The sequence below is a fragment of the Pseudogracilibacillus amylolyticus (SeqCode) genome, from assembly GCF_051918545.1.
Lineage (GTDB): Bacteria > Bacillota > Bacilli > Bacillales > Amphibacillaceae > Pseudogracilibacillus.
In genome coordinates this window covers 1-13,133 of the sequence record NZ_JBPPZG010000114.1, presented here as the reverse complement: position 1 = coordinate 13,133, position 13,133 = coordinate 1, and the positions used below count along the sequence as shown (strand labels likewise).

General features: G+C 37.3%; 13 protein-coding genes. 12 read left to right on the top strand and 1 reads right to left on the bottom strand.

Features of this window, described 5'->3' with window-relative positions; all coding sequences use genetic code 11:
• Positions 1 to 219 precede the first annotated feature (219 nt).
• From pyrR to ACPYKA_RS12870, 12 genes are all read left to right on the top strand, one after another.
• Complete coding sequence (gene pyrR, locus ACPYKA_RS12925; protein WP_479542676.1) at positions 220 to 759, top strand: bifunctional pyr operon transcriptional regulator/uracil phosphoribosyltransferase PyrR; 540 nt, start codon at positions 220 to 222, stop codon at positions 757 to 759.
• 189 nt (positions 760 to 948) lie between these two features.
• Positions 949 to 1,905: an aspartate carbamoyltransferase catalytic subunit gene (locus tag ACPYKA_RS12920; RefSeq protein ID WP_479542675.1), complete on the top strand. Its 957-nt coding sequence runs from the start codon at positions 949 to 951 to the stop codon at positions 1,903 to 1,905.
• Complete coding sequence (locus ACPYKA_RS12915) at positions 1,832 to 3,115, top strand: dihydroorotase (RefSeq protein WP_479542674.1); 1,284 nt, start codon at positions 1,832 to 1,834, stop codon at positions 3,113 to 3,115. Before ACPYKA_RS12920 ends, ACPYKA_RS12915 begins: the two co-directional genes overlap by 74 nt.
• On the top strand, positions 3,108 to 4,205 hold the full coding sequence (locus tag ACPYKA_RS12910) for a carbamoyl phosphate synthase small subunit (protein ID WP_479542673.1): 1,098 nt from the start codon (positions 3,108 to 3,110) through the stop codon (positions 4,203 to 4,205). The genes ACPYKA_RS12915 and ACPYKA_RS12910 overlap by 8 nt, the downstream gene beginning before the upstream one ends.
• Positions 4,198 to 7,398, top strand: coding sequence for a carbamoyl-phosphate synthase large subunit (carB, locus tag ACPYKA_RS12905; RefSeq protein ID WP_479542672.1), 3,201 nt, complete (start codon positions 4,198 to 4,200; stop codon positions 7,396 to 7,398). The genes ACPYKA_RS12910 and carB overlap by 8 nt, the downstream gene beginning before the upstream one ends.
• Positions 7,395 to 8,153, top strand: coding sequence for a dihydroorotate dehydrogenase electron transfer subunit (locus ACPYKA_RS12900; RefSeq protein ID WP_479542671.1), 759 nt, complete (start codon positions 7,395 to 7,397; stop codon positions 8,151 to 8,153). The genes carB and ACPYKA_RS12900 overlap by 4 nt, the downstream gene beginning before the upstream one ends.
• Entirely contained in the window at positions 8,153 to 9,064 is a 912-nt protein-coding gene (locus ACPYKA_RS12895; protein ID WP_479542677.1) for a dihydroorotate dehydrogenase, read from the top strand. The genes ACPYKA_RS12900 and ACPYKA_RS12895 overlap by 1 nt, the downstream gene beginning before the upstream one ends.
• On the top strand, positions 9,057 to 9,770 hold the full coding sequence (gene pyrF / locus ACPYKA_RS12890) for an orotidine-5'-phosphate decarboxylase (RefSeq protein WP_479542670.1): 714 nt from the start codon (positions 9,057 to 9,059) through the stop codon (positions 9,768 to 9,770). The genes ACPYKA_RS12895 and pyrF overlap by 8 nt, the downstream gene beginning before the upstream one ends.
• Entirely contained in the window at positions 9,754 to 10,368 is a 615-nt protein-coding gene (pyrE, locus tag ACPYKA_RS12885) for an orotate phosphoribosyltransferase (protein WP_479542669.1), read from the top strand. The genes pyrF and pyrE overlap by 17 nt, the downstream gene beginning before the upstream one ends.
• Positions 10,369 to 10,551, top strand: coding sequence for a hypothetical protein (locus tag ACPYKA_RS12880; protein WP_479542668.1), 183 nt, complete (start codon positions 10,369 to 10,371; stop codon positions 10,549 to 10,551).
• Between the two features lie 31 nt (positions 10,552 to 10,582).
• Positions 10,583 to 11,026, top strand: a complete 444-nt coding sequence (locus ACPYKA_RS12875; RefSeq protein WP_479542667.1) for a hypothetical protein — start codon at positions 10,583 to 10,585, stop codon at positions 11,024 to 11,026.
• A 274-nt stretch (positions 11,027 to 11,300) separates the two neighbouring features.
• Positions 11,301 to 12,161, top strand: a complete 861-nt coding sequence (locus ACPYKA_RS12870; RefSeq protein WP_479542666.1) for a LysR family transcriptional regulator — start codon at positions 11,301 to 11,303, stop codon at positions 12,159 to 12,161.
• Between the two features lie 96 nt (positions 12,162 to 12,257).
• Here the strand turns inward: ACPYKA_RS12870 and ACPYKA_RS12865 are convergent.
• Positions 12,258 to 13,133, bottom strand: an 876-nt coding sequence (locus tag ACPYKA_RS12865) for an Rqc2 family fibronectin-binding protein (RefSeq protein ID WP_479542665.1), incomplete at its 5' end; no start/stop codon positions are given.

Genomic DNA, 13,133 nt, shown 5'->3' with positions numbered 1-13,133 from the left:
GCGGGAAAAGCACGTGTCTGAAGACCCCGCAGCGGTGTTCTTCCGCGAGGAGGCTGAAGCCGTGCCCGCGGAAAGCGTACTGCCCGTAGGCGGAAATCAACGAAGCTGTTACTAGTCTTTAAATTTTCACTACCGCACGGTATCCTTCAACTGTGAAGATTAAAAGTAATGAATTTTATGAATAGAACTGATGCATAAATATTTATAGGAGGTGGGAGAGTGAAGAAGAAAACAACGATTCTCGACGATTCAGCAATAAACAGAGCTTTAACGCGAATAGCTCACGAGATTTTAGAACGAAACAAAGGTGGAGACACTATTGTTTTAGTAGGTATTAAAACTAGAGGCGTTCCACTAGCCAAACGACTTCAAGCAAAAATTGAGCAAATTGAAGATATCACTGTCCCAATAGGAGAACTCGATATCACGTTATATCGAGATGACTTACAAAAAAAATCGACAGACCCCGAAATATTAGGGACGAAAATTGAACTTGATATTACGAATAAGACAGTAATTTTAGTAGATGATGTATTATTTACAGGAAGAACAGTTCGAGCGGCAATGGATGCTGTCATGGACATCGGGCGCCCTGATCAAATTCAATTAGCAGTGTTGACAGATAGAGGGCATCGAGAATTACCGATTCGAGCAGATTACGTTGGTAAAAATATTCCAACATCAAAAGAAGAATTAATTGTTGTCAATGTAACCGAGCAAGATGAATTGGATGAAGTAAGTATTTATGAAATTAATTGAATAAAGATTGGCCCTTTAAATAAATCCCGTGAGATTTAAAAGGTAGCTGAGAATTCAACAAACCATACGAGTATAGTACTTGTATAACTCTTTGCGACCTTTTGCAAAGAGTTTTTTTATGAAAATATACACGGATCGTATCAATTGGCGGGAAAATGGGATAATAGAAATTGAGATGGGGTGCGCAATATGAAAGATTTTATTTCTGTTCAAGATTTATCAGCTAAGGAAATCGTTGGCCTTCTAGATATGGCAAATCGATTCCGTGAAGATGAGTACAAAATATCAACACAGTTATTTGCAGCAAATTTATTTTTTGAACCTAGCACGAGAACGAAAATAAGCTTTATTGTTGCGGAGAAAAAGTTAGGGATTGAACCTCTAGAATTTCATGCAGAAACATCAAGTATGAAAAAAGGAGAAAGTCTTTATGATACGGCAAAAACGTTTGAAGCGATCGGAGCAAATGTACTTGTCGTTCGACATGAAGCAGATGACTGGGGGAAAGAATTAGCCGCTAAGCTTTCGATTCCAATCATTAACGCAGGTGCTGGTAAAAAAGATCACCCAACGCAAAGTCTTTTAGATGCAGATACGATTTATCAAGAATTTGGTCAATTTAGTGGATTGAAGATTGTGATAGCAGGCGATATTAAGCATAGTAGAGTTGCACGTTCAAATGCAGAAATGTTAAGCAAATTAGGAGCTCAAGTATATTTTTCAGGTGCTCCGGAATTTATAGATGAATCACTCGGCTACCCGGTTTTACCATTTGATGAAGCAGTCGAAAATTGTGACGTACTTATGTTACTACGTATTCAACACGAAAGACATAATGAGTTTGTCGGGGCAACATTGGATTACCATGAAAATTTTGGCCTGACAATTGAAAGAGAAAAACGCATGAAAAAACATGCAATTATTTTGCATCCTGGACCAGTTAATCGTGGAATTGAAATAGATTCATCTCTTGTCGAATGCGATCGATCCAAAATTTTTAAACAAATGGAAAATGGTGTGTATGTTAGAATGGCAGTTTTAACAAAACAATTATTAAATTGGGGGATTATCGATGAAAATAATATTGAAAAATGCAACTCGCGTGAGCAAAGACAATACATTAGAAAAGTGCGAACTGTTAATTGAAGGGGATCGTATACAAAAGATAGCAGCTTCAATTAGTACAGAAGCAGAAAAAGTAATCGACTGTGAAGGGAAATTGGTGTTACCTGGATTCATCGATGTTCATATTCATTTACGTGAACCGGGAGGGGAACATAAAGAAACGATTGCTACTGGAACAATGGCTGCAGCACGTGGCGGGTATACAACGGTTTGCTCAATGCCAAATACGAATCCTGTTCCAGATTCTAGTGAAGAAGTGGAAAAACTTCTAAACCGAATTAAAAAAGACGCACGTATAAGAGTTCTTCCTTATGCAGCAATAACAAAAGGGCTACTAGGAGAAGAAAGAACGAATATAAATGAGTTAAGTAAATTAGGAGTATTTGCATTTACAGATGATGGTGTCGGGATTCAAACTGCTGGGCAGATGCTTGAAGCAATGAAGGAAGCAGCTGCAAGTGATATGGCGATCGTCGCTCATTGTGAAGATAATTCCATCCTTTATGGAGGGGTAGTTCATAAAGGAAATGTAAGTGAACGGTTAAATTTACCTGGTATAGTAAGTGCTTGTGAATCTGTTCAAATTGCTCGCGATGTTTTGCTTGCTGAAGAGGCGAATTGCCATTATCACGTCTGTCATGTTAGTACGAAAGAGTCTGTCCGTGTGATTCGAGATGCGAAAAAAGCTGGCATTAACGTAACAGCGGAAGTAACACCACATCATTTATTATTAACTGAAGATGATGTTCAGGATCATGATGCGGACTTTAAAATGAACCCTCCTCTTCGCAGTAAAGCAGACCGTGATGCATTACTGGAAGGATTATTAGATGGAACGATTGACTTTGTCGCAACAGACCATGCGCCACATGCTGAAGAAGAAAAAGCATTAGGGATGCTTGAAGCACCTTTTGGAATCGTTGGTTTAGAAACGGCATTCCCGCTTCTTTATACACATCTAGTGAAACCGAATAAAATGACATTAGAACAATTAGTGAATGCATTTACGAGAAAACCAGCAGAAGTGTTTAAATTACCGTACGGTTTATTGGAAGAAAATGCAATCGCAGATATCACATTGGTTGATCTAGAAAATGAATATACAATTGATAAAAACAAGTTTTATTCAAAAGGAAAAAATACCCCTTTTCAAGGCTGGCAAGTGTATGGAAATCCTGTGCTGACAATAGCGTCTGGAAAAATTGTATATAAGGAAGGGTTACATGACTAAACGACAACTTATTTTAGCAGATGGGACAACATTTATCGGGAAAGCATTTGGTGGAAGTGCAAAAGTTAGCGGAGAAATAATCTTTAATACGAGCATGACAGGGTACCAAGAAATCATTTCAGATCCAAGTTATTATGACTTAATTACACTGTTTACGTATCCATCGATTGGTTCATATGGGATAAATCGTGATGATTTTGAGTCATTAAGTGCAAAAGTTAGTGGAGTTATTGTAAAAGAGATTAGTTCAGAGCCATCTAATTTTCGTAGTGAGGAAACAATTGATCAATTTTTGTTAAAACATAATATTCCCGGAATTGCAGGGATCGATACAAGAATGTTAACAAGAATTTTACGTGAAAAAGGTACTGTTAAAGGAATGATTTCGGATTTAAATGTAGATCGTGAAGAAATCATGTTCCAATTAACAAACGAAAAGGAGAAGGATGTTGTTCAAAACGTATCGACAACTAGACCATATATCGTTCCTGGAAGAGGAAAAAGAATTGTTGTCATCGATATGGGAATGAAACATCAAATTCTTCATGAATTAACAGAACGTGACTGCCATGTTACTGTAGTGCCATATGATTATTCAAAAGAAGAGATTTTGCAGTTTAAACCGGATGGGATTATTATTTCAAATGGTCCTGGAAATCCTAAAGCAGTTACTACTACAATTAATACGGTTAAATCATTAGTCTTAAAAACTCCTATTCTTGGGATTGGTTTAGGACATCAAATAATAGCTCTTGCTTGTGGGGCAAATACAAAAAGGCTTCCAGTAGGGAATTTTGGAAACAATTTTCCAGTAAAAGATCTAGAGCGTAATCAAACGTGGATTACTACACAAAGTTGTCGTTATACAGTAGATGAATCCACATTAAAAGATACCAATTTAATGACTACGTATCGATCCATAAATGATAGTACAATTCAAGGATTAGCACATAAAGAATATCCGGTAATATCCGTACAATTTCAACCAGAAGGAGCACCTGGTTCAAACGAAACAAATTTTATCTTTGATACGTTTCTAAAAGAACTAGCTAACAATCAGATGAATAATGGAGGGCTGCTTCATGCCTAGAAATACAGAAATAGAGAAAATTTTAGTCATTGGTTCAGGACCAATTGTAATTGGACAGGCGGCAGAGTTTGACTATTCAGGTACACAAGCATGTCAGTCACTGAAAGAAGAAGGGTATACCGTTATTTTAGCGAACTCGAACCCAGCAACAATTATGACGGATCATACGATCGCTGATAAAGTATATATGGAGCCTTTAACGGTTGAGTTTTTGAGTAAAATTATTCGAAAAGAACGACCTTGCGCCATCCTCCCTACATTAGGCGGACAAACAGGATTAAACTTGGCAGTAGCCCTAAATGAATCAGGTATTTTAGATGAATGCCAAGTGCAGCTATTAGGAACATCGTTAGAAGCGATTCAAAAGGCAGAAGATAGAGAAAAATTTCGGACATTAATGGAACAATTAAATGAACCAGTTCCTCCTAGTGAAATTGTTACTTCGGTGGAAGCAGCAGTAAATTTTGCTGAGAAAATCGGTTACCCTATCATTGTCAGACCTGCATTCACCCTTGGAGGAACAGGTGGGGGAATGTGTGATAACAGGGAGCAACTGGAACATATTGTTCAAAATGGCTTGAAACTTTCTCCTGTATCGCAATGTCTCATTGAAAAAAGTATTGCCGGGTACAAAGAAATTGAGTATGAGGTAATTCGTGATAAAAAAGACCAGGCAATTGTAGTTTGTAATATGGAAAACATGGATCCAGTCGGAATCCATACCGGAGACTCCATCGTTTTTGCTCCTTCTGTAACGTTAACCGACCGCGAGAATCAATTATTAAGGGCAGTTTCCTTAAAATTAATTCGCGCTTTAGAAATTGAAGGTGGCTGTAACGTACAATTGGCGCTTGATCCACATAGCTTTCAATATTACATTATCGAAGTGAATCCGCGGGTGAGTAGATCATCTGCTTTAGCCTCAAAAGCAACCGGTTATCCGATCGCAAAAATCGCTGCAAAAATTGCTGTTGGTTTAACGTTAGATGAAATTATTAATCCAGTTACTGGGACGACATTTGCTTGTTTTGAACCTGCACTTGATTATGTCGTGACGAAGATTCCGCGTTTTCCGTTTGATAAATTTGTCTCTGGAGACCGGAAATTAGGAACACAAATGAAAGCTACTGGAGAAATAATGGCCATTGGCAGAAATATCGAAGAATCTCTGTTAAAAGGAATTCGTTCTTTAGAAATTGGCAATGGAGATCTATTTTTACAAAACCTTGAATCAATCTCCGAAGAAGAAATAAAAAACCGTTTAGAACATGCAGATGATGAACGTATTTTTGTAATCGCCCATGCATTAAGACGAGGAATGACGATAGACGAAATCTATCATATTACAAAGATTGACCCGCTTTTCTTAAGAAAAATGAACCATATTATCGAGTTAGAAAAAGAAGCTGTCGCAAATCCTTTTCATAAAGATATTTTAGGAAAAATGAAGCAATTTGGGTTTTCCGATATTCAAATTGCTCGATTATGGGAAACGACCGAGGAAAAAATATATGAGTATCGATATGAGAATAATATTTTTCCAGTGTATAAGAAAGTGGACACATGTGCAGGAAGTGTAGAATCTACCGCCCCCTATTTTTATAGTACGTATGAACAAGAGAATGAGTCGATTCGAACAGATCAGAAAAAAGTGATCGTATTAGGATCTGGACCAATCCGGATTGGACAAGGGATTGAATTTGATTATGCGACAGTCCATTCTGTTCAAGCGATTAAAGAAATGGGCTATGAAGCAATCATCATTAATAATAACCCTGAAACAGTTTCAACTGATTTTTCTGTATCTGATAAATTATACTTTGAACCACTTACATTAGAAGAGGTCATGCATATTGTTAGATTAGAAGATCCAATTGGGGTTATCGTACAATTTGGCGGTCAGACAGCAATCAATCTTGCTGAAGGGTTAAGAAAACGAGGAGTTGCTATTTTAGGAACAAGTCTTGAGGCAATCGATCGTGCAGAAGATAGAAATAAGTTCGAACAACTATTGGAGGATCTTAACTTAACTAGACCTAAAGGGAAAGCAATAACTGATAAGAAAATCGTCCATGAAACAGCGGAAGCGATCGGTTATCCAGTACTTGTGAGGCCATCGTATGTGATTGGCGGTAGCCAAATGGAAATTGTTCATGATGAGGAAGAACTCTCTACTTATTTGCAAAAAATACCCGCACTAAAATCTAACAAACCATTGTTGATTGACCAATATATCACCGGAATCGAAGTGGATATTGATGCAATCAGTGACGGGAAAACAACCTTTATACCGGGAATAATGGAACATATAGAACGTGCTGGTGTCCATTCGGGAGATTCAATCGCTGTTTATCCACCACAACGATTAAGTGAATCAGTGAAACAAAAATGTTTAGAAGCAACTGATAAAATTGCAAAAGAACTTGAAGTAGTAGGCTTAGTTAATATTCAATTTATTATTCATGAAGATGATGTGTACGTAATTGAAGTTAACCCTCGTGCCAGTCGAACGATTCCTTTTTTAAGTAAAGTAACTGGGATTACAATGGCAAATCTTGCAACAAAATGTATATTGGGAGAATCATTACAAAGCAAAGGTTTTAAAACTGAAATTTATCCAGAACCAGAAGATGTATATGTAAAACTTCCTGTATTTTCATTTGAAAAATTACGGAGTGTCGATACTACTTTAGGACCTGAAATGAAATCAACGGGAGAAGCAATTGGTTATGACACAACGCTTGAAAAAGCACTCTACAAGGGCTTAACAGCATCTGGTATTACCATTCCTTTTGAGGGATCCGTTTTAATAACAGTTGCTGATAAAGATAAAGCAGAAGCTTATAAAATTGCTAAACGATTTTATGAACTTGGATTCCAGTTGTATGCAACAGAAGGAACTGCCAAGTATCTTTCGGACAAAAACTTACCAGTTATAGCAGTAGGCAAGATTGGTACAGATAAAAAGAATGTTTTATCGATTATTCAAAATGGAGAGGTACAATTCGTAGTGAATACATTAACTTCCGGTAAGCAGCCACGTTCTGATGGATTTCGAATTCGTAGAGAGGCAGTAGAGCATGGAATTATTAGTTTAACTAACTTAGATACGGCGGAGGCAATTTTACATGTTATTGATTCCGCGACTTTTCGTGCAAGATTGATTACTGAAAAAGGAGCACTCGAAGCATGATAAAAAAAGAATGGATGAAAATTGTTTCAGTAGACAAAATTGCAAAAGAGTCATACGAAATGATATTGGAAAATGAATATATTAGCACTCATGCTGTTCCAGGACAATTTTTACACATAGCTGTACCAGGACATACATTACGTCGACCTATCTCTATTGCAGCTGTTGATAAACAGGCTCATACTACTACGATTTTATTTAAAACTGTTGGATCAGGTACGGAAACTTTAGCCATTTATGAAATAGGTACTGAACTTGATGTATTAGGGCCAGCCGGCAAGGGGTTTCCTGTTGAAAATTTACACGAAGGCGCATCGGCTCTATTAATTGGGGGTGGGATCGGTGTCCCGCCTATCTATTTCTTAGCGACAGAGTTAAAAAAACGTGGAATTACCTTGCAGTTTATCTTAGGGTTTCAGTCTCAAGCATATATGTTTTATGAGAAAAAGTTTCAGGAACTTGGAGAAACTATCATCGTAACGGATGATGGATCTTATGGCGAGAAGGGGTTTGTAACAGACGTAATTGGACATGTAGCGCCATTTGATAGATATTATTCTTGCGGACCGCTTCCCATGTTAAAAGCTGTAAAAAACAAATTGCCACATATCGAAGGTTATTTATCCTTTGAAGAACGGATGGGTTGTGGAGTTGGTGCCTGTTTTGCCTGTGTTGTTCCTACAAATGATCAAAAAGGTTATAAAAAAATATGTCAGGATGGTCCTGTCTTTGCAGCCGATGAGGTGATATTATGATAGATTTATCTGTTTCTTTACCTGGACTTGAATTGAAAAATCCAATCATGCCTGCTTCAGGATGCTTTGGTTTTGGACGTGAGTATAATCAGTTTTATGATTTAAGTAAATTAGGTGCTATTATTATGAAGGCCGCTACTGGGGAAGAAAGATTCGGAAACGAAACACCTCGTGTTGCCGAAACGGCTGCAGGAATGTTAAATGCAATAGGATTACAAAATCCCGGTGTCGATAAAATCATTGAAAATGAAATACCTTTTCTAACTCCCTTCTCCATTCCAATTATTGCGAATGTCGCGGGAAGTACAATCGAAGAATATGAAAAAGTTGTGGCAACACTGAATCAGACAGACGCTATATCTGCTATCGAATTAAATATTTCTTGCCCCAATGTAAAAGAGGGTGGCATACAATTTGGTATGGATCCAGAGATGGCAAAAACGGTTACTGATAAAGTAAAAGCGATAAGTAATGTTCCTGTATATGTGAAATTATCTCCTAATGTTTCTAATATTGTGGAAATGGCAACAGCGATTGAAGATGCAGGAGCAGATGGATTGTCAATGATTAATACTTTAACCGGTATGCAAATTCACCTACCAAGTAGAAAGCCGGTTATCGCTAATAAAACAGGAGGATTATCCGGACCTGCGATTAAACCAATAGCGATTCGAATGATTTATGAAGTGAAACAACATGTAAATATTCCAATCATTGGAATGGGCGGAATTCAAAGCGCAGAAGATGTACTAGAATTTCTATTGGCAGGAGCCGATGCTGTGGCAGTTGGAACTGCTAATTTTCAAAACCCTTTAGTTTGCCCGGAAATTATTGATGATTTGCCTACAGTATTAGAAAAATACCAATTTCAATCTGTACGAGAAGCAACGGGAGGAGCACACCATGGATAATATATATTTAGCGCTTGATTTTCCAACATGGGAAGAATCCAAGAACTTTTTAGATAAAAATAATTTACATGAAGTTCCAGTAAAAGTCGGAATGGAATTATTTTACCGGGAAGGAACATTCGTAATTGAGGCTTTGAAAGAACGGAATCATCCGATTTTTCTAGATTTAAAATTACATGATATTCCAACAACCGTTATGAGAACAATGAGAAATTTGGCTGCTCTTGAGGTCGAATATGTAAACTTGCATGCACTCGGTGGAACTGATATGATTCAAAAGGCGAAAGAAGGCTTACAGTCTAGTTCTACGAGTAGACATGAAACAAAGCTACTTGCTGTAACCATTTTAACATCAATGGATGATGAAACGATCCATCAAGATTTACGATTACCAGGGACTGTAGAAAACAATGTCGTTCATTTAGCAAAACTCTCCAAAATGAGCGGAAGTGATGGAGTAGTTTGTTCGGTGCATGAAGTGGAAAAAATTAAACAAGTTTGTTCATCATCTTTTCTAACGATGACACCAGGTATTCGGCTTGTTTCAAGTAATGATGATGATCAAAAACGAAGCGCAACACCGGGGCTAGCCCGAAAACTTGGTACAGATGCAATTGTTATTGGCCGAAGTATTACAAAAGCACAAGACCCATTACAAGCATACACCCAAGCAGTGGAGGAATGGAAAAATGGAACTTCAAAATGAAATTGCTAGAGATTTACTTCGTATTAAGGCGGTTCAAATTAAAACAGAAGGTTATTTCACTTGGACATCAGGAATAAAATCACCAATATACTGTGATAACCGTTTAACAATGTCCTATCCTGAAATAAGAAAAAAAATAACTAAAGCATTTTTGCAAAAGTTAGCAGAATTAAATATACAACCGGATGTGATTGCAGGATGTGCAACAGCTGGAATTCCACATGCTGCATGGCTTGCAAATGAATTAAATATTCCAATGATTTATGTTCGTTCTAAACCTAAAGGGCACGGAAAAGGAAATCAAATTGAAGGAAATGTTGAAAAAGGTCAAAAAATAGTTGTTATTGAAGATTTAATATCAACAGGTGGATCTTCAATAGAGACAGCAAACGTGTTACGTAATCAAGGCTTTGACGTTTTAGCGGTATTTGCAATCTTCACTTATGGATTACCGATTTCCGACAAACGCTTTGAAGAAGAGAAATTAGTTGCAAGCACGATCACAAGTTTTGATAATCTGCTAGAAGTGCTCGTTGCAGACAAAGAAATTACAGAAGCCGATAAGGAAAAGTTATTAGCCTGGCGGGAGCAATTATAAATGAGTGAAAAAGAGTCTTATACAGGCTCTTTTTTTGTGCCCCAAGTTGAGCTGGAAGTTGCTCAAGTTGGGGTGGAGTTGCTCAGGTTGGGGGTGGAGTTGCTCAAGTCGAGGATGGAGTTGCTCAAGTTGGGGATGGAGTTGCTCAAGTTGGGGATGGAGTTGCTCAAGTTGAGGGTGTAGTTGCTCAAGTTGGGGTGGAGTTGCTCAAGTTGTGGGTGGAGTTGCTCAAGTCTGGGATGGAGTTGCTCAAGTCTGGGATGGAGTTGCTCAAGTCGAGGTTGTAGTTGCTCAAGTCGAGGATGGAGTTGCTCAAGTTGGGGTTGTAGTTGCTCAAGTTGAGGATGGAGTTGCTCAAGTTGAGGTTGGAGTTGCTCAAGTTGAGGTTGGAGTTGCTCAAGTTGAGGTTGTAGTTGCTCAAGTCGAGGATGGAGTTGCTCAAGTTGGGGTTGTAGTTGCTCAAGTTGAGGATGGAGTTGCTCAATTCGAGGATGGAGTTGCTCAATTCGAGGATGGAGTTGCTCAAGTTGAGGATGGAGTTGCTCAAGTTGAGGATGGAGTTGCTCAAGTTGAGGATGGAGTTGCTCAATTCGAGGATGGAGTTGCTCAAGTTGGGGGTGTAGTTGCTCAAGTTGGGGGTGTAGTTGCTCAAGTTTAGGATGGAGTTGCTCAAGTCGGGGTTGGAGTTGCTCAAGTTGAGGATGGAGTTGCTCAAGTTGAGGATGTGCCGTGCCTTAGGATGCGTGTACTGCCCGGAGGCTAAAATCAACGGTTTACAAATTTTCATTACTGCACAGTTTCCTCACTTACAAGAATAGAAAGATGAACATTTGTCAAAAAACTTGATTAAATATGATTTTTGATGAAATTGAAGTAATTTTATTATATAATAGAAAGTGATTAAAAATACTTATATAGTAAAGGGTTTTAAGATGAAAATTGATGATTACGAATTGTTAATTCAACTAGAAAAAATTGGAACCGTAAGGGGAACAGCAAAAGCAGTACTAATTTCACAGCCGGCTGTATCACAACGATTAAAATTTATTGAAGAATATTTCGGAGAACAAATATTTATTCGAACTTCAAAGCGACTCAAATTAACACCAAGTGGTGAAATGATTTTAAAACACGCTAAGGAAGTGATTGAACGAGAGAAAGAAATTAAAAACAAGTTGGCAGCATCTAGTATCGAAGTTCGTGGTACTTTATCAATTGCTTGTTCATCAGTAATTAGTCAACGTTATTTACCTTCCATTCTATCAAAGTTTACCAATATGTATCCGTTAGTTTCGATCGATCTAGTTACAGGTCTAAGTGAAAACTTAATAAGAGACCATACAAAATATCACGTAACAATTGTTCGTGGAGAAAAAATAAAAGATAGTACGTCCATTCTTTTATTTAAGGATCCTCTTTATATTTTTGATACAGAACCTTTTAACAAAGATGAAATGAAACAACGCCCGCTAATTTCATTTAAGAGTGATGATTATTTTCAAGACTTAATGAATCACTGGCTCTTTTTTCATCAAGATAAAATTAACCCGATTCAAAAAATTAGTGTTGATCAAATAGAAACATGTAAACAATTTATGAAACAAGGGCTAGGAATGGCAATCCTTCCTAAAAGTATATCACATGTTCTAATGGATAAATTCCCTCATCTCCCGCTAGAAGTACAAGGTGAAGCAATTACAAGGGATACTTGGTTATGTTACCAAGGAGGAATTAGAAAACTACCACAAGTAAATAGTTTTATTGATCTATTGTTAAGTGAACAATTTGACTAAAAAAGGGATACATCCACTAATTGGTTGTAGCCCTTTTTAGCTTACGACTAATATCAGGAGTCATTTTTCCATCCAGTATCTAGAATCAGACTCTTTTTAATTTCTTAGTCTTTTAATCAGTTCTTCATCCGGCGTTACAAAAAGTGTTTTTTGTTCACTGTAAGTTACAAATCCTGGTTTAGCTCCACTAGGTTTTTTTACGTAACGTATTTCAGTGTAGTCGACTGGAACGGAAGCAGATTGTTGGGCTTTACTAAAATAGGCGGCAAGCCCGGCCGCTTCATGTAAAGTTTGTTCAGAAGGATCCGATGATTTAATGACTACATGCGAACCAGGAATGTCTAGTGTGTGAAGCCAAATATCATTTTTATTTGCGAGCGTCTGGGTGACATACTCATTTTGTTTATTGTTTCTGCCGACATAAATGGTCGTGCCATCCGAAGAAGTAAATTTATCAGGTGTAGGTTTTTTACGCCTTCTTTTTCGTTTGGTTTGTTTTTTCATATATCCTTCTTCTATTAATTCTTCACGAATATCTTCCACATCTTCGTCTCTGGCATGTTCTATTTGCTGTAAAATATTTTCTAAATAAGTAATTTCAGCTTTCGTTTTTCTAATTTCGATGGCGGCATTCTTTTTTGCCGTAGACAATTTGCGATAACGTTTAAAAAGGAGTTGAGCATTTTCACTCGGTGTCTTATCTTGCAATAAGTTAATTGTTATTTCACGTTGTTCCGGATCATAATAATCAACTACTTTAACACTATTGTCACCTTTTTTAACGAGATGCATATGTGCTGTCAATAATTCTCCTTGTCTTTGATATAAATCTGCATCTTTAGCTTTTTCAATCGTTTTTTCATGAATTTTTAATTTACGTTTATTTTTAGCTAATTCATTTTGAACAAACTTTTCTAAATCTCTTGCTTGTTGTTTGACTCGGTCTCTTTCAGCTTTATTTGAATAAAATGC